The organism is Streptomyces blattellae (genome assembly GCF_009709555.1).
GTDB lineage: Bacteria > Actinomycetota > Actinomycetes > Streptomycetales > Streptomycetaceae > Streptomyces > Streptomyces blattellae.
This window is the reverse complement of the sequence record NZ_WJBG01000253.1, coordinates 16,121-32,841: the sequence shown is the minus strand read 5'-3', so window position 1 is coordinate 32,841 and position 16,721 is coordinate 16,121. Positions and strand designations below refer to the sequence as shown.

Here is a 16,721-nt window from a genome sequence, read left to right as displayed (position 1 = left end):
CGCGTCAGGCCGCTTCGGGGCCCCGGAAGGTGCGCCGGTAGGCCTGCGGGGTCGTCCCGATCGACCGTACGAACTGATGGCGCAGCGCGGCCGCGGTACCGAACCCGGTTCGGGCCGCGATCGCGTCCACCGTCTCGTCCGTCGCCTCCAGCAGCCGCTGGGCCAGCAGCACGCGTTGCCGCAGGATCCAGCGGTAGGGAGTCGTACCGGTCTCCTGCTGGAAGCGGCGGGCGAAGGTGCGCGGCGACATGTGCGCCCGCGCGGCCAGCTGCTCCACGGTGACCTCCTCGTCGAGGTGCTCCTCCATCCAGACCAGCACCCCACCGACGGTGTCGCACTGCGACCGGGGCAGCGGCCGCTCGATGAACTGGGCCTGTCCGCCGTCCCGGTGCGGCGGTACGACCATGCGCCGGGCGATGGCGTTGGCGACCTGCGGCCCCTGGTCCTTGCGCACGATGTGCAGACAGGCGTCGATGCCGGCGGCCGTGCCCGCCGAGGTGATCACCGGGTCCTCGTCCACGTACAGCACATCGGGCTCGATGATCGCGCGCGGGAAGCGCCGGGCCAGTTGGTCCGCCTGCCGCCAGTGCACCGCGCACCGCCGCCCGTCGAGCAGGCCGGCCGCACCGAGGACGAAGACGCCGGAGCAGACGCTGAGCACCCGGGCCCCCCGGTCCGTGGCCCTGGCCAGGGCGTCCAGCAGCGCGTCCGGATAGTCCCGGCCGATGTAGTCGCTGCCCGCCGGTACGGCGATCAGGTCGGCCTCATCGAGCCGTTCGAGGCCGTAGGGCGTGGAGACCGTGAACCCGGGGACATGGGTACGCAGCGCGGGGCCCTCCGCCGAGACGACCGCGAAGTCGTACACCGGCAGCCCCTCGTCGCTGCGGTCGAGGCCGAAGACCTCACAGACCACACCGAGTTCGAAGGGATGAACGCCGTCGAGCATCGCGACGGCCACGTTCTTCAGCATGCGGCCAGTGTGCCACTGCCGCTGGCAGTAATTCGAGGATGTGCGGCAGTCCTGCCACTGTCATGAGTGTTGTGCCGGTACGAGACTTACCGCATGAACGCATTCCTCGAATACATGGCCGTCGTGATCCTCTTCTCCCTTCTCGGGGGTCCGGCGCTCGTGGGGGCCATCCACGAGCGCCGGATCGACCGACAGCTGAGGGAGGCGGAACGTAAGACTCAGAAGTCCTCGTCCAGGTCGACGGAGCCCTCCACCGCGACCTGGTACGCCGAAGGGCGCCGCTCGAAGAAGTTGGTGAGTTCCTGAACCCCCTGCAACTCCATGAAGGAGAAGGGGTTCTCGGAGCCGTACACCGGAGCGAAACCGAGCCGCGTCAGCCGCTGGTCGGCGACGCACTCCAGGTACTGCCGCATCGAGTCGGTGTTCATCCCTGGGAGGCCGTCACCGCACAGGTCGCGCGCGAACTGCAGCTCGGCCTCGACGGCCTCCCTCAGCATGTCGGTGACCTGCTGCTGAAGCTGGTCGTCGAACAGCTCCGGCTCCTCCTTACGGACGGTGTCGACCACGTCGAACGCGAAGCTCATGTGCATCGTTTCGTCCCGGAAAACCCAGTTCGTTCCCGTCGCCAGGCCGTGCAGCAGACCCCGGCTGCGGAACCAGTAGACGTACGCGAAGGCACCGTAGAAGAACAGGCCCTCGATGCACGCGGCGAAGCAGATGAGGTTGAGGAGGAAGCGACGGCGGTCGGCCTTGGACTCCAGGCGGTCCAGCTTCTCGACCTCGTTGATCCACTTGAAGCAGAACTCGGCCTTCTCGCGGATGGACGGGATGTTCTCCACGGCGTCGAAGGCGGCGGCCCTGTCCTCCGGGTCGGGCAGGTAGGTGTCCAGCAGCGTCAGGTAGAACTGGACGTGGACGGCCTCCTCGAAGAGCTGGCGGGAGAGATACAGCCGCGCCTCGGGGGAGTTGATGTGCTTGTACAGCGTCAGCACGAGGTTGTTCGCCACGATCGAGTCGCCCGTCGCGAAGAAGGCGACCAGGCGGCCGATCAGGTGCTGCTCGGCGGGGCTGAGCCTGGCGAGGTCGGCGACGTCCGAGTGGAGGTCGACCTCCTCCACGGTCCAGGTGTTCTTGATGGCGTCCCGGTAGCGCTCGTAGAAGTCGGGGTAGCGCATGGGGCGGAGCGTCAGTTCGAAGCCCGGGTCGAGCAGGTTCTTGTTCTCGCTGGTCATCACTGGCAGGCCTCGCAGGACTCGGGGTTCTCAAGGGAGCAGGCGACGGCGTCTTCCACGGCCGTCTGAACGGGGACAGCGGCCTGCGCGGCGCGGGCGATGCGGGTCGCCGGGCGGGAGCGCAGGTAGTACGTCGTCTTCAGGCCCGACTTCCAGGCGTACGCGTACATCGAGGAGAGCTTGCCGATGGTGGGCGTCTCCAGGAAGAGGTTCAGGGACTGGGACTGGTCCAGGAAGGGGGTCCTGGCGGCGGCCATGTCGATCAGGCCGCGCTGCGGGATCTCCCACGCCGTGCGGTACAGCGCCCGTACGTCCGCCGGGATCCAGGCGAAGTCCTGCACCGAGCCGCCCGACTCACGCAGTGCCTCACGCGTGCGGGCGTCCCAGACGCCGAGCGACTTGAGCTCGTTCACCAGGTACGAGTTGACCTGGAGGAACTCGCCGGACAGGGTCTCGCGCTTGAAGAGGTTGGACACCTGCGGCTCGATGCACTCGTACACGCCGGCGATGGACGCGATGGTCGCGGTGGGTGCGATGGCCAGGAGCAGCGAGTTGCGCAGGCCGACTTCGGCGACGCGCGCCCGCAGGGCCGCCCAGCGTTCCGGCCAGGACAGCTCGACGTCGTAGTGGTCGGGGTGCAGCACGCCCTGGGCGGTACGGGTCTTCTGCCACGCCGGGAGCGACCCGTTGCGCTCGGCGAGGTCGGCGGAGGACTCGTACGCGGCGAGCATGATGCGCTCGGCGATGCGGGTGGAGAGGGCCTTGGCCTCGGGCGAGTCGAAGGGCAGGCGTAGCTTGAAGAAGACGTCCTGGAGGCCCATCGCGCCCAGGCCCACGGGACGCCACTTCGCGTTGGACCGGCCCGCCTGCTCGGTCGGGTAGAAGTTGATGTCGACGACGCGGTCCAGGAAGGTGACGGCGGTGCGGACCGCCTCGTCCAGCCGCTCCCAGTCCAGGTCGCCGTCGTCCACGAACGCGCCGAGGTTGACCGACCCCAGGTTGCACACCGCCGTCTCGCCGTCGTCCGTGACCTCCAGGATCTCCGTGCAGAGGTTGGAGGAGTGGACGACATGGCCGGGCTCGGCGGTCTGGTTGGCGGTGCGGTTGGCGGCGTCCTTGAAGGTCATCCAGCCGTTGCCGGTCTGCGCCAGGGTGCGCATCATGCGGCCGTACAGGTCACGGGCCGGGATGGTCTTGCGCGCCAGGCCCTGCGCCTCCGCCCCGCGGTACGCCGCGTCGAACTCCTCGCCCCACAGGTCCACCAGTTCGGGTACGTCGGCGGGGGAGAGGAGGGACCACTCGGCGTCCGTGTTCACCCGGCGCATGAACTCGTCCGGTACCCAGTGCGCGAGGTTCAGGTTGTGCGTACGGCGGGCGTCCTCACCGGTGTTGTCGCGCAGCTCCAGGAACTCCTCGATGTCGGAGTGCCAGGTCTCCAGGTACACCGCCGCCGCACCCTTGCGCCGGCCGCCCTGGTTCACCGCGGCGACCGAGGCGTCGAGGGTCTTCAGGAACGGGACGATGCCGTTGGAGTGCCCGTTCGTGCCGCGGATCAGTGAACCGCGGGCGCGGATGCGGGAGTAGGCGATGCCGATGCCGCCCGCGTGCTTGGAGAGGCGGGCCACCTGGTGGTAGCGGTCGTAGATGGAGTCCAGCTCGTCCTTGGGGGAGTCGAGGAGGTAGCAGGACGACATCTGGGGGTGCCGGGTACCGGAGTTGAAGAGGGTGGGGGAGGAGGGGAGGTAGTCGAGGCGGCTCATGAGCCCGTAGAGCGCGGCGACTTCGTCGACGGACCGTGCCGTGTCGTCCTCCGCCAGTCCCGCGGCGACGCGCAGCATGAAGTGCTGGGGCGTCTCGATCACCTTGCGGGTGAGGGGGTGCCGGAGGAGGTAGCGGCTGTGCAGGGTGCGCAGGCCGAAGTAGCCGAAGCGGTCGTCGGCCGCACGGTCGATCAGGTGGTCCAGCCGGGCCGTGTGCCGCCGTACGAACTCGGCCGTCCGGTCGGCGATGAGACCTTCGCGGTGGCCGACGGCGACCGACTCGGAGAACGACGTGACGCCCTGCGAGGCGGCCTCGGCGGCGATGCTGATCGTCAGGAGACGAGCGGCCAGCCGGGAGTACGCGGGGTCCTCCGAGATGAGGCCGGCCGCGGCCTCGGTGGCCAGTTCGCGCAACTCCGGCTCGTCCGCCAGGGCCGACCGTCCGCGCAGCGCGGCGGCGGCGACCCGGCCGGGGTCGGTGTCGGGGAGGTCGGCGGTCAGCTCGGTCAGGGTCCGCAGCAACGCGCTACCGGGACCGTCGGTCTCGTCGGTCTCGTCGGTCGCTGAGGCCGGTTCGGCTGGCGCGATGGTCACGTGGGGCTCTCCCTCGCTCGGCACGGGGCCTTGCGGAGGGCAGGGGGCAGCTCACGAGCGCACACGGCGTCGCGTCCACCGGCCCATTCCACGAGGCCCGGACGTCAGGCGCACCGGCCGGATGGCCGGGCGCGCTGTCGGCAGGTCCTCGGACTGACTCCCATACGCGCATGGACACGGATGAGTACACCGTTGCGGGACAGTTCCGGATTCGCACCGGATTCCCCTGCGGCGACAGCGAGCATGAGCATACATCTTGTGCCGGGTTTCGGTGACACCCCTAGATGTTGTGTCGCGGCGGTTTCAGAGCGTCAGCTCATAGGTGAGGAGGGTGACGTCGATGCCCGGGATGGGGTTCCAGTCGCGGATGGGGGTGCGGATGAAGCCGAGGTGTTCGTAGAGCCGGTGGGCCGCGTGCATCGACCGCTGGGTGGACAGGACGACCCGCTCGCAGCCCTCGACGTGCCGCGCGCGATGGATGCAGGCCCGTACGAGAATCCCGCCCGCGCCACGACCCCGGTGCTCCTTGGCGACCGCGAGCATGCGGATCTCCGCTTCGCCGTCCTGTGCGATGTCCGCCATCGGGCCCCCGGCGGGGACGAAGGTCACGCCGCCCAGCACTTGGCCGTCACCCGCCAAGGCGACCAGTACGTCAGCTTGCGCAGCCCGGTGTGCCACGTCCCGCAGCTCCTGCAGATACGCATCGCTCTCCCCGAAGTCGAGCAGCCCGTCGCCGAGGTACGCCTGTGCGGTGATCTCGCCCAAGGTCGCGTACTGCGCGGGCTCCGCCCGCTCGATCAAGATGGCCATGGTTCGCAGTGTGCCGCAGGGGTACGACAACGGGCCGCCGGTTTTTCTCCGGCGGCCCGTGTGCTGACGTACGTACGGCTCAGTGAGCCGCGCCCGCAGTCGCCGGCGGCAGTTCCGTCTTGACTCCCGGGTCTCCCGCCTCGCCCGTGTAGTCCTCCGGGCTTGTCTCGTCGATGCCCTCGGGGGCCTTCATCGCCTTCAGTACGAAGGTCAGGGCCACCGTCACCGCCAGGTTCAGCACGAACGCAGTCAGGCCGATGTAGCCGATCTCGCCGATGCCGGGGATCTCCCTGGAGGAGCCGCCGAAGTGGTTCTGGGTCGGGGAGGCGACGCCGTACGCGGCGACCGTGCCGTAGATCATGCCGACCGCCCACCCGGTGAGCAGGGCCCAGCGGTGGAACCAGCGGGTGAAGAGGCCGCCGACGAGGGCCGGGAAGGTCTGCAGGATCCAGAGGCCGCCAAGGAGCTGGAAGTTGATCGCGGCCGTGTTGTCCATGGTCAGGACGAAGACCAGCGCGCCCACCTTCACCAGCAGGGACACCAGCTTGGAGACCTTGGTCTCCTGTGCCGGCGTGGCGTCCGGCTTGATGAAGTCCTTGTAGATGTTGCGGGTGAAGAGGTTGGCCGCCGCGATGGACATGATGGCCGCCGGCACCAGCGCGCCGATGCCGATCGCCGCGAAGGCCACGCCGGCGAACCAGTCGGGGAACATGTTCTCGAACAGCTGCGGGATCGCCAGCTGGCCGTTGTCCACCCTGATTCCGGCCGCGATCGCCATGAAGCCGAGCAGACCGAGCAGGCCCAGCATCAGCGAGTACAGCGGCAGGATCGTGGAGTTGCGGCGGATCACGTCACGGCTGCGGCTGGAGAGCACGGCCGTCACCGAGTGCGGGTACATGAACAGCGCGAGGGCCGAGCCGAGGGCCAGGGTCGCGTAGGTCCACTGGCTCGCTTCGCCCGGGACGACCGCGCCGCGTGGTGCGCCCGTCGCCGGGTTGGTCTGGCTGAGCGCGGCGCTCGCCTCGGCGAAGATGTCGTCGAACCCGCCCAGCTTGATCGGGATGTAGATGATCGCCACCGCGATGACGATGTAGATCAGCGTGTCCTTCACGAACGCGATCAGGGCCGGCGCCCGCAGCCCCGAGGAGTAGGTGTACGCGGCCAGCACGCCGAAGGCGATCAGCAGCGGCAGGTCCTTGACGAACCAGTTGGTGTTCTCGCCGCCGCCGACGCCCATCACGTCCAGCACGGCCTGGATGCCGACCAGTTGGAGCGCGATGTACGGCATGGTGGCGAGGATGCCGGTCACGGCCACCGCCAGCGACAGCCCCTTGGAGCCGAAGCGGCCCCGGACGAAGTCCGAGGTGGTGACGTACCCGTGCTTGTGCGAGACCGACCACAGCCGCGGCAGGAAGACGAACATCATCGGGTAGATGAGGATCGTGTAGGGCACGGCGTAGAAGCCGGACGCGCCCGCCGCGTAGATCGCCGCGGGTACGGCGACGAAGGTGTACGCGGTGTACAGGTCGCCGCCGATCAGGAACCAGGTGATCCAGGTGCCGAACGAGCGCCCGCCCAGGCCCCATTCGTCCAGGGTCTGCTCGTTCTCGGCCCTGCGCCAGCGCGAGGCCAGGAAGCCCATGACCGTGACGACCACGAAGAAGAGGATGAAGACGGCGAGTGCGACGCCGTTCACGCCGTCCTTCACTTTCCGGCACCCCCCTTGCGTGCCCGCTGGTCACGCTGCCACAGCTTGTACGCGACCATCGTCAGCACGGTGGAGATGACCACCCAGGCCATCTGGTACCAGTAGAAGAACGGGATGCCGATGAAGGCCGGGTCCTCCTTCGTGTAAGAACCCACCCACAACATCGCCACGAAGGGCGCGAACAGGCAGAGCGCGATGACGACCCTGGTGGGTGTCACCGTCCCTCTGCTCACTTCCGGGGCTTGTGACATCTGGCGGTTCCGTCCCCTCACCGATCACCTGTGTAACGCGCAGGCAATCTAGGTCACGGTGTCCAGGAAGCGGAAGTCCTCATCCACATGACCGCCGCAATCCTCACCAGACGTCCCCACCAGCCGTTTTCAGCAGCCATCGTCAGCAGCCACTGTCAGCAGCAGCGGAACCCCTGTCGCGGATCCTCCTCCTGCCGGTCCGTGCGCATCCGCTCGAAGTCACGCCGGGACGGCACCTCGGCCTGGGGATGGTCCTTCCGTACGTGCGCGACATAGCGGTCGTAGGCCGACTCGTCGGTCAGCTCCCGCACGTACCAGCGCACGCCCCTAAGAGCTCGTGCCACTGCCGACCGCATGGCGGGCCTCCTCCTCCTTCTCCTCCCTGGTCGGGATCAGCCCGGCCGGGGCGACGATCTTCGACTCGACGTGCGGCGTCTCGCTCAGCGCGGACAGCGCAGGGCGGCGGACATGCCGGACGCAGACACGGGTCGCGTCGACGATCACGACGACGATCAGGACCGCCAGGACCGCGGTGAGGACGCCGTCCACCGTGGAGTTGGTGACCACGGTGTGCATGTCGTCCATGGACTTGGCGGGCGCCAGGACCTCGCCGCGGTCGATGGCGTCCTGGAACACCTGGCGCTGCTTGAAGAAGCCGACCGCCGGGTCGGAGGAGAACACCTTCTGCCAGCTGGCGGTCAGCGTGACCGTCGCGTCCCAGGCCAGCGGAATCCCGGTGATCCAGGCCCACTTGAGGCGTCCGGACTTCACCAGCAGGGTCGTGCAGACGGCCAGGGCGACGGCGGCCAGCAGCTGGTTGGAGATGCCGAAGATCGGGAAGAGCTGGTTGATTCCGCCGAGCGGCTCATGGACGCCGACCCACAGGAAGTAGCCCCACAGCCCGCACACGATGCCGCTGGTGATGACCAGTCCGGGCTTCCAGCTGACGTTCTTGAAGGGCCGGTAGACGTTGCCGAGCATGTCCTGGAGCATGAAGCGGCCCACGCGCGTGCCGGCGTCCAGCGCGGTCAGGATGAACAGCGCCTCGAACATGATCGCGAAGTGGTACCAGAAGGCCCTGAGGCTGCCGCCGGTCACTTCGGAGAAGATCTGCGAGACCCCGACGGCGAGCGTGGGTGCGCCGCCGGTGCGGGAGAGCAGGGTCGACTCCTCCACCTCCTGGGCCGCCCTGGCGAGTTCGGCCGGGGTGATCTGGTAGCCCCAACTGCCCACCACCTGCGAGGCGTTCTCCACCGTCGTGCCGATCACACCGGACGGCGCGTTCATCGCGAAGTACAGGCCCGGGTCGATGATGCTCGCCGCCACCAGCGCCATGACCGCGACCGACGACTCCATCAGCATGGAGCCGTAGCCGATCATCCGGATCTGCGTCTCCTTCTGGATCATCTTCGGCGTCGTACCGCTCGAAATGAGCGCGTGGAACCCGGACAGGGCGCCGCAGGCGATGGTGATGAAGACGAACGGGAAGAGCGAGCCCGCGAACACCGGCCCGTCGCCGCGTGAGGCGAAGTCCGTCACCGCGTCCATCCGCAGCGCCGGCAGCGTGATCACGACGCCGAGCGCGAGCAGCAGGATCGTGCCGATCTTCATGAAGGTGGACAGGTAGTCGCGCGGCGCGAGCAGCATCCACACCGGCAGGATCGAGGCGATGAAGCCGTACGCCACCAGCCAGATGACCAGCGTGGAGGGTGCGAGGGTGAAGGTGTCGGCCCAGGACGACTCGGCGACCCAGCGGCCCGCGACCAGCGCGAGCAGCAGCAGGGCGACGCCGATCAGCGAGACCTCGGCGACCCGGCCGGGGCGCAGCACTCGCAGATAGAAGCCCATCACCAGGGCGATCGGGATCGTCATCGCGATGGAGAAGGTGCCCCAGGGGGACTGCGCGAGGGCGTTCACGATGACCAGCGCCAGCACGCCGAGCAGGATGATCATGATGGCGAAGGCGGCCAGCAGCGCCGCCGCACCGCCGAACGGGCCGATCTCCTCCCGCGCCATCTGACCCAGCGACCTGCCGTCCCGCCGGGTGGAGAAGAACAGCACCACCATGTCCTGGACCGCACCCGCGAAGATGACGCCCGCGATGATCCAGACCGTGCCCGGCAGATAGCCCATCTGCGCCGCCAGCACCGGCCCGACCAGCGGCCCGGCGCCCGCGATCGCGGCGAAGTGGTGGCCCAGCAGGACCCGGCGGTCGGTGGGGTGGAAGTCGATGCCGTTGTCCAGCCGCTCCGCCGGAGTGGCCCGGGTCTTGTCGACCTTGAGGACCTTGTACGCGATGAACTTGGCGTAGAAGCGGTAGCCGATCGCGTACGAGCCGAGGGCCGCCGCGACCATCCAGGCGGCGGACACGTTCTCGCCCCTGGCCAGCGCGAGCACCGACCAGCCGACGGCCCCGACCAGCGCGACAAGACTCCAGATGACGATCGTTCGAACGTTCGCGGTGCGCACCGGGTCGCCCTCCCGTCCATACGATGACGGGCCGACCGTAGAACAGGAATGTGAGCCGCGCTACACCGCGTGCGGGTGTTCGCGCTACGAACGGGCCCATTCCTGCGGCCGCTTGAGCCTTCTGCCCGGTGTTCTGCCCCTGCCCGGCGTCTACTCCCTTCCCTGCCCGGCGTTCTACTCCGCGGGCCGCTTCAGCCGGGCCACGAACTTGTACCGGTCCCCCCGGTACACCGACCGCACCCACTCCACCGGCTGTTCCTCCCGGTCCAGCGAGTGCCGGGACAGCATCAGCATCGGCAGGCCGACGTCGGTGCCGAGCAGGCCGGCCTCGCGCGGGGTGGCCAGCGAGGTCTCGATGGTCTCCTCGGCCTCGGCGAGATGGACGTCGTAGACCTCGGCGAGGGCGGTGTAGAGGGACGTGTACTTGACGAGCGACCTGCGCAGGGCGGGGAAGCGCTTGGCGCTCAGGTGGGTCGTCTCGATCGCCATCGGCTCGCCGTTGGCCATGCGCAGCCGCTCGATGCGGAGCACCCGGCCGCCGGCCGTGATGTCGAGCAGCTCGGCGAGGCGGTCGTCGGCGGTGATGTAGCCGATGTCGAGGAGCTGGGAGGTGGGTTCGAGGCCCTGGGCGCGCATGTCCTCGGTGTACGAGGTGAGTTGCAGCGCCTGCGAGACCTTGGGCTTGGCGACGAAGGTGCCCTTGCCCTGGATCCGCTCCAGCCGCCCCTCGACCACCAGCTCCTGCAGTGCCTGGCGCACGGTGGTGCGCGAGGTGTCGAACTCCGCGGCGAGGGTGCGCTCGGGCGGGACCGGGGTGCCGGGCGGCAACGTCTCCGTCATGTCGAGCAGATGCTTCTTCAGGCGGTAGTACTTGGGCACGCGCGCGGTACGGACGGTGGCGCCACCCTCGTTCTCCGCACTGCTGACGTCGGTGCTCATGGTCTGCCTTCCCGGCTCCGGATGCGGGTCACATCGTGATCCCCTCTGTATACCGTCGCCGTCTCTTTTGGTCTAGTCCACAGTGGGCACATGGTCCAGGCGAGTGGTCTAGCGGATGACAGTACTCCGCGCGGGCTGATTTCGCTGTCTTCTTACTTAAAGGTTCCTGCATATGTAGGTCGCATAACGGCTGGTCGGAGCCTTTCGAGCACTCTTGACAGGCGTGCTGGTCTGGTCCAAGCTCCCGCTACTGGTCTACACCATTGGTCCAGTCCCGGCCCCGATGGCGGTACCGGGGGGGAATCCCTGAGGAGGGTGGCGTGAAGCGCAAGCTGACAGCCGCGATCGGTATCGCGGGCATGATGGTGTCCCTCGCGGCGTGCGGGGACAGTGACGGCGGGGGGTCGGACAACACCGGCGCGGACGCCAAGGAGCTGACGGTCTGGCTCACCGTCGACGCGCAGAACAACTGGCCCGAGCTGGTGAAGGCCGCCGACGACGCGATCAAGAAGCAGCACCCCGGCATCAGGATCAACCACGAGTACTACGGCTGGCCCGACAAGAACGCCAAGCTCGACGCCGTTCTCGCCACCGACAAGGCCCCCGACGTGGTCGAGATGGGCAACACCGAGATGCTCGGCTACATGGTCAAGGGCGCCTTCGCCCCCGTGGACCCGGCCAGGTTCGAGAACTCGGACGCCTGGCTGGACGGCCTCAAGGCCTCGGTGACGTACGAGGGCAAGACGTACGGCGTGCCGTACTACGCCGGCGGCCGGGTCGCCAACTGGCGCAAGGACGTGGCGGCTTCGGTGGGCGTGAAGTCCCCGCCGAAGACGTACGAGGAGCTGACCTCCGCCCTGGACAAGATCCAGGAGGAGGAGGGCGACAAGTTCAGCGCCTGGTACCAGCCCACCCGCGACTGGTACGCGGCCATGTCCTTCGTCTACGACGCCGGCGGCTCCATCGCCGAGGAGTCCGGCGGCCAGTGGAAGGCCAACCTCTCCTCGCCCGAGTCGATCAAGGGCCTGGAGGAGTTCAAGAACGTCATCGACACGTACATGCACGCTGACAAGACCAAGGACGAGTCCGACCGTTACCTCGTCTACGGCCAGGGCAAGTCCGCCATGATCTTCGGCGCGGCCTGGGAGGGCGCGACCGCCGAGGACCCGAAGAACGACAAGACCGGCGAGCTCAAGGGCAACCTTGAGAACTTCGTGATGCCCGGCCCGTCCGGCGAGAACCTCCCGGTCTTCCTGGGCGGCTCGGACCTCGCCGTCCCCGTGCGGTCGGACGCGCAGGCGGTCGCCGCCGAGTGGATCAACGCCTACACGGGCGCCTCCGGCCAGCAGGGTCTGATGGCCAAGGGCAACCTGCCCAACAACAAGACCGACCTCGCCACCCTCAAGGACGACCCGGCGACGGCGGTCCCGGCCACCGCGGCCGAGTCCAACTGGTTCGTCCCGATGGCGCCGGGCTGGGGCCAGGTCGAGAAGAGCCAGATCCTGCAGACCATGCTGCAGGACATCGGCACCGGCAAGAAGCCGGTCGAGGCCGCCGCGAAGGAAGCGGACGCCGCGATCGACGAGGTCATCAACACCAAGTGACCTGGGACAGGGCCCCGTTGCGGGCGAGGCCCTGTCTTCCGTACGACGTTTTCCGTACGACGTTTCCCGTACGACCTGAGGGACCGCTGAGGAGCGCGCGGATGAGTGCCGCAGACACGACCACCCCTGCCAAGGTGCCGCCCCGGCGCCAGTCACCGCCACCACCGGCCGTTGCGAAGAAGCAGAAGAAGCCGAAGAAGACACCGAGAGACCGGACGGCCTCGGGCGCACGTGGCCTGCCCTGGCTGCTGCTCGCCCCCTGCCTTCTGATCCTCGCCCTGGTCCTCGGCTACCCGATGGTCCGTCTGGTCATCCTCTCCTTCCGGGAGTTCGGCCAGTCCCAGCTGTGGGGCTTCCAGCCGGCGGAGTGGGTCGGGCTCGACAACTTCACCAAGGTGCTGGGGGACGGGGAGTTCTGGCGGGTCGTCGTACGGACGATCGTCTTCGCGGCCGGGTGCGTGATCTTCACGATGGTCATCGGCATGCTGATCGCGCTGCTCCTCCAGCGGGTCTCCGGCTGGGTGAAGACGCTGGTCAACATCGCCTTGGTGGCGAGCTGGGGCATGCCGATCATCGTGGCGACCACGGTGTTCAAGTGGCTGTTCGACGCGGACTACGGCATCCTCAACGCGCTGCTCAGCAGGCTGCCCGGCGTGGAGATGACCGGCCACAACTGGTTCGCGAGCGGAAGGGAAGGCCTCGCGGTCATCATGCTGCTGGTGGTCTGGGGGGCCGTGCCCTTCGTGGTCATCACGCTGAGCGCCGGCCTGACCCAGGTCCCGAAGGAGCTGGAGGAGGCGGCCCGGCTGGACGGCGCCGGCGCCTGGGGCGTCTTCCGTTACGTCACGCTCCCCATCCTCAAGCCGATCATCGTGATGCTGACGACCCTGTCGGTCATCTGGGACATGGGCGTCTTCCCCCAGGTCTTCGTGATGCGGGGCGGCCATCCCGAAGCCGAGTTCCAGCTGCTCACCACGTACTCCTACGACCGTGCCTTCGTGGTCAACGACTACGCGCAGGGCTCGGCGATCGCCCTGCTCACCGTGGCGCTGCTGCTCGGTGTGGTCGCCGTCTACATGCGCCAGATGCTGAAGATCGGAGAGGTCGAATGAGCACGCTGGTCCCTCAGCCGCCCCGGAAGTCCAAGGCCGGCTGGAACCTCCTGGGCCTCCTGGTCTTCCTCACCGCGGGCTTCCCCGTCTACTGGATGCTGAACACGGCGTTCAAGCCGGAGAAGGACGCCATCGACCCGGATCCCAGCCTGCTGCCGACCTCGCTGACCTTCTCCAACTTCGGCCGGGCGCTGGACATCGCGGACTTCTGGGGCCCGGTCGGCCGCAGCCTGATCGTGTCGCTGGCGGTGGTCGTGATCGGCATGGTGGTCGGCCTGCTGGCGGCGCTCGCCATCTCCCGATTCGCCTTCCGCGGCCGCAAGATCGTGATCGTGGGCATCCTCGCGGTCCAGATGGTTCCGCTGGTCGCCATGATCATCCCGGTCTTCCTGCTGCTCAACGACCTCGGCCAGTACGACAGGCTGAGCGGCCTGATCATCACGTACCTGACCTTCGTCCTGCCCTTCACGGTGTGGACCCTGCGCGGCTTCATCGTCAACATCCCGAAGGAGCTGGAGGAGGCGGCGATGGTCGACGGCTGCACCCGCGCCGGCGCCTTCGTCAGGGTCGTCTTCCCGCTGCTCGCCCCGGGCATGGTCGCCACCTCGGTCTACGCCTTCATCCAGGCCTGGAACGAGTACCTCTACGCCCTGATGCTGCTCAGCCAGAACAACCAGACCGCGACCGTGTGGCTCAGCAACTTCAGCACCAAGCACGGCACCGAGTACGCCCCGATGATGGCCGGCGCCACGATGATGGCCGTGCCGATCGTCGTTCTGTTCCTCCTCGTCCAGCGCAAGATGGCCGCGGGTCTGACCGCGGGCGCCGTGAAGGGATAACGCCACCCGATGACGACATTCGCCAGCGGCACGACTGCGTTCGATCCGGAAAAAGACGGCCTCACCCGTGATGCGCTGACCGTCCTCCAGCCCGGCTTCCCGGGCACCACCGCCCCCGACTGGCTCCTGCGCCGCATCGGTGAAGGCCTGGCCTCCGTCGGCCTGTTCGGCCGCAACATCGCCACGTCCGACCAACTGGCGGCGCTGACCGCACAGTTGCGTGCGGAACGCGAGGACGTGCTGGTCGCGATCGACGAGGAGGGCGGCGACGTCACCCGCCTGGAGGTGAGGACCGGTTCGTCGTTCCCCGGCAACCATGCGCTGGGCGCGGTGGACGACGTCTCGCTCACCGAGGAGGTGGCCCGCGAACTCGGCCGCCGCCTCGCCGAATGCGGGGTGAACCTCAACTGGGCCCCGTCCGCGGACGTGAACTCCAACCCCGCCAACCCGGTCATCGGCGTCCGCTCCTTCGGGGCCGACACGGACTTGGTGGCCCGCCACACCGCCGCCTACGTCACCGGCCTCCAGTCGTCCGGGGTGGCCGCCTGCGCCAAGCACTTCCCGGGCCACGGCGACACCGAGGTCGACTCCCACCTCGCGGTCCCGCGCATCGACGCCGACGCCTCGGTGCTCTCCTCCCGCGAACTCTCCCCGTTCCGCGCCGCCATCGCCGCCGGCACCCGCGCGGTGATGAGCGCCCACATCCTGGTCCCGGCCCTGGACCCGGACCGCCCGGCGACCCTGTCGCGCAGGGTGCTGACGGAGTTGCTGCGCGGCCGGCTCGGCTACGACGGCCTGATCGTCACCGACGGCATCGAGATGCAGGCCATCGCCGCCACCTACGGCATCGAACGCGGCAGCGTCCTCGCCATCGCCGCCGGCGCCGACGCGATCTGCGTGGGCGGCGGCCTCGCGGACGACGAGACGGTATGCCGCCTGCGCGACGCCCTCGTCTCAGCGGTCCGCTCGGGCGAACTCCCCGAGGAACGCCTGGCGGACGCCGCGGAGCGCGTACGCGCGCTGGCCCACTGGACGTCCCAGGCTCCGGCGAGCACGGGCGAGCCAAGGACGGACGTGGGCCTGATCGCGGCCCGCCGCGCCGTGACCGTGACGTCCGCGAAGGCCTGCGACCCCCTGACCGAGGCCCCCTACGTCGCCGCCCTCACCCCGGTGGCGAACACAGCCGTCGGCGACGAAACCCCCTGGGGCGTCGCCGCCGAACTCGCCCGGCTCCTCCCCGGCACGCAGACGGGCAGTTTCACGGGGGACGAGGCAGGCTCCGAGGCCCTCGCCGCGGCCAACGGCCGCCGCATCGTCGCCGTCGTCCGCGACGAACACCGGCACGCCTGGATGGCGGCGGCCCTCGACACGGTGCTACGGGAACGCCCCGACACGATCGTGGTCGAGATGGGCGTACCCCAGGCGGTCCCGCGGGGCGCGCTGCACATCGCGACCCATGGTGCGGCCCGGGTATGCGGAAGGGCGGCGGCGGAGGTCATAGCGGGCCAGTGACCCGTACGACATGACGAAGGCGCCGCCCCGTTACCAGGGGCGGCGCCTTTTCCGCGCCCACAGGGGCGCGGGGCTGCGTCCGTGCGCGGCTCCGCCGCGTGGGCGCGACAAACCTAGATCCCCTGCCACTCCGGCTTGCCGGCAAACGTATGCCGGAAGTAGTCCGCCAGCTTCAACTTGGAGGCGGCCCCTTCGTCGATCACAACCGTCGCGTGCGGATGCAACTGCAACGCCGAGGCCGGACACACCGCCGCGACCGGCCCTTCGACGGTCGCCGCCACCGCGTCCGCCTTCCCCTCGCCCGTGGCGAGCAGCACCAGATGCCGGGCCTCAAGGATCGTCCCGATCCCCTGGGTGATGACGTGATGCGGCACCTGACCGATGTCCCCGTCGAAGAACCGCGCGTTGTCCACCCGCGTCTGCTCGGTCAACGTCTTGATCCGGGTCCGCGAGGCCAGCGACGAACACGGCTCGTTGAACCCGATGTGCCCGTCCGTCCCGATCCCGAGCAACTGCAGATCCACCCCTCCGGCGGCGCCCAACGCGGCGTCATACGCCTCGCACGCCCCCTGCACGTCCCCGGCCGTACCGTCCGGCCCCATGAAGGCGTCCATCCCGAGCCCCAGCGGCTGAAGCACCTCACGCCGCAGGACCGAACGGTACGACTCCGGATGCTCGGCCGGCAGCCCGACGTACTCGTCGAGCTGGGCGATCCGTGCCCGAGAGGCGTCCACGGCACCGGACTTCACCTTGGCGGCCAGCGCCTCGTAGATGGGCAGCGGCGTCGACCCGGTGGCCACGCCGAGGAGCGCGTCGGGCTTGCGCCGCAGGAGCTGCGCCATGGCCTCGGCGATCAGCTCGCCGCCCGACTTGGCGTCCGGAACGATGACAACTTCCACGCTGGGGCCTGCCGATCTGAGG

At 68.8% G+C, this 16,721-nt stretch carries 14 protein-coding genes and 1 riboswitch; of the genes, 4 read left to right on the top strand and 10 right to left on the bottom strand.

Annotated features, from left to right (window positions below):
* Positions 1 to 4: 4 nt before the first annotated feature.
* The 9 genes from GFH49_RS38475 to GFH49_RS38435 all read right to left on the bottom strand — a co-directional run bounded on the left by GFH49_RS38475 (position 5) and on the right by GFH49_RS38435 (position 10,733).
* The gene (locus GFH49_RS38475; protein WP_155060695.1) at positions 5 to 970 is read right to left on the bottom strand and encodes a GlxA family transcriptional regulator; all 966 of its coding nucleotides are present in this window, start codon (positions 968 to 970) and stop codon (positions 5 to 7) included.
* A gap of 218 nt (positions 971 to 1,188) precedes the next feature.
* Complete coding sequence (locus GFH49_RS38470) at positions 1,189 to 2,202, bottom strand: ribonucleotide-diphosphate reductase subunit beta (RefSeq protein WP_155060694.1); 1,014 nt, start codon at positions 2,200 to 2,202, stop codon at positions 1,189 to 1,191.
* The gene (locus GFH49_RS38465; protein ID WP_155060693.1) at positions 2,202 to 4,556 is read right to left on the bottom strand and encodes a ribonucleoside-diphosphate reductase subunit alpha; all 2,355 of its coding nucleotides are present in this window, start codon (positions 4,554 to 4,556) and stop codon (positions 2,202 to 2,204) included. Before GFH49_RS38465 ends, GFH49_RS38470 begins: the two co-directional genes overlap by 1 nt.
* 122 nt (positions 4,557 to 4,678) lie before the next feature.
* A riboswitch (cobalamin riboswitch) is annotated at positions 4,679 to 4,807 on the bottom strand.
* Positions 4,808 to 4,859: 52 nt separating this feature from the next.
* Positions 4,860 to 5,366 carry a GNAT family N-acetyltransferase gene (locus GFH49_RS38460; protein WP_155060692.1) on the bottom strand — a complete coding sequence of 169 codons (507 nt, stop codon included), beginning with the start codon at positions 5,364 to 5,366 and terminating at the stop codon, positions 4,860 to 4,862.
* Between the two features lie 79 nt (positions 5,367 to 5,445).
* The gene (gene mctP / locus GFH49_RS38455) at positions 5,446 to 7,074 is read right to left on the bottom strand and encodes a monocarboxylate uptake permease MctP (RefSeq protein WP_155060691.1); all 1,629 of its coding nucleotides are present in this window, start codon (positions 7,072 to 7,074) and stop codon (positions 5,446 to 5,448) included.
* A complete protein-coding gene (locus tag GFH49_RS38450; RefSeq protein ID WP_155060690.1) occupies positions 7,071 to 7,325 on the bottom strand; it encodes a DUF3311 domain-containing protein in 255 nt (84 codons plus the stop codon). Before GFH49_RS38450 ends, mctP begins: the two co-directional genes overlap by 4 nt.
* Positions 7,326 to 7,480: 155 nt before the next feature.
* Positions 7,481 to 7,681, bottom strand: a complete 201-nt coding sequence (locus tag GFH49_RS38445; protein WP_155060689.1) for a YbdD/YjiX family protein — start codon at positions 7,679 to 7,681, stop codon at positions 7,481 to 7,483.
* Positions 7,653 to 9,794 carry a carbon starvation CstA family protein gene (locus GFH49_RS38440; protein WP_155060688.1) on the bottom strand — a complete coding sequence of 714 codons (2,142 nt, stop codon included), beginning with the start codon at positions 9,792 to 9,794 and terminating at the stop codon, positions 7,653 to 7,655. The genes GFH49_RS38445 and GFH49_RS38440 overlap by 29 nt, the downstream gene beginning before the upstream one ends.
* Positions 9,795 to 9,968: 174 nt before the next feature.
* Positions 9,969 to 10,733, bottom strand: coding sequence for a GntR family transcriptional regulator (locus GFH49_RS38435; RefSeq protein WP_155060687.1), 765 nt, complete (start codon positions 10,731 to 10,733; stop codon positions 9,969 to 9,971).
* A gap of 320 nt (positions 10,734 to 11,053) precedes the next feature.
* Between GFH49_RS38435 and GFH49_RS38430 the strand changes: the two genes are divergently transcribed.
* From GFH49_RS38430 to GFH49_RS38415, 4 genes are all read left to right on the top strand, one after another.
* Positions 11,054 to 12,337 carry an extracellular solute-binding protein gene (locus GFH49_RS38430; protein WP_155060686.1) on the top strand — a complete coding sequence of 428 codons (1,284 nt, stop codon included), beginning with the start codon at positions 11,054 to 11,056 and terminating at the stop codon, positions 12,335 to 12,337.
* Between the two features lie 101 nt (positions 12,338 to 12,438).
* Positions 12,439 to 13,449, top strand: coding sequence for a carbohydrate ABC transporter permease (locus tag GFH49_RS38425; RefSeq protein WP_155060685.1), 1,011 nt, complete (start codon positions 12,439 to 12,441; stop codon positions 13,447 to 13,449).
* A complete protein-coding gene (locus tag GFH49_RS38420; protein ID WP_155060684.1) occupies positions 13,446 to 14,288 on the top strand; it encodes a carbohydrate ABC transporter permease in 843 nt (280 codons plus the stop codon). The genes GFH49_RS38425 and GFH49_RS38420 overlap by 4 nt, the downstream gene beginning before the upstream one ends.
* A gap of 9 nt (positions 14,289 to 14,297) precedes the next feature.
* On the top strand, positions 14,298 to 15,800 hold the full coding sequence (locus tag GFH49_RS38415; protein ID WP_155060683.1) for a glycoside hydrolase family 3 protein: 1,503 nt from the start codon (positions 14,298 to 14,300) through the stop codon (positions 15,798 to 15,800).
* Positions 15,801 to 15,913: 113 nt separating this feature from the next.
* On the opposite strand, the gene nagB is transcribed toward GFH49_RS38415, so the two are convergent.
* Positions 15,914 to 16,699, bottom strand: a complete 786-nt coding sequence (nagB, locus tag GFH49_RS38410) for a glucosamine-6-phosphate deaminase (RefSeq protein WP_155060682.1) — start codon at positions 16,697 to 16,699, stop codon at positions 15,914 to 15,916.
* Between the last annotated feature and the right edge of the window lie 22 nt (positions 16,700 to 16,721).

Bases quoted from the DNA above. Each gene is read 5' to 3' on its own strand.
- GFH49_RS38475 (WP_155060695.1), bottom strand. From the start codon at position 970: ATGCTGAAGAACGTGGCCGTCGCGATGCTCGACGGCGTTCATCCCTTC.
- GFH49_RS38470 (WP_155060694.1), bottom strand. From the start codon at position 2,202: ATGACCAGCGAGAACAAGAACCTGCTCGACCCGGGCTTCGAACTGACG.
- GFH49_RS38460 (WP_155060692.1), bottom strand. From the start codon at position 5,366: ATGGCCATCTTGATCGAGCGGGCGGAGCCCGCGCAGTACGCGACCTTG.
- GFH49_RS38450 (WP_155060690.1), bottom strand. From the start codon at position 7,325: ATGTCACAAGCCCCGGAAGTGAGCAGAGGGACGGTGACACCCACCAGG.
- GFH49_RS38445 (WP_155060689.1), bottom strand. From the start codon at position 7,681: ATGCGGTCGGCAGTGGCACGAGCTCTTAGGGGCGTGCGCTGGTACGTG.
- GFH49_RS38435 (WP_155060687.1), bottom strand. From the start codon at position 10,733: ATGAGCACCGACGTCAGCAGTGCGGAGAACGAGGGTGGCGCCACCGTC.
- GFH49_RS38425 (WP_155060685.1), top strand. From the start codon at position 12,439: ATGAGTGCCGCAGACACGACCACCCCTGCCAAGGTGCCGCCCCGGCGC.
- GFH49_RS38420 (WP_155060684.1), top strand. From the start codon at position 13,446: ATGAGCACGCTGGTCCCTCAGCCGCCCCGGAAGTCCAAGGCCGGCTGG.
- GFH49_RS38415 (WP_155060683.1), top strand. From the start codon at position 14,298: ATGACGACATTCGCCAGCGGCACGACTGCGTTCGATCCGGAAAAAGAC.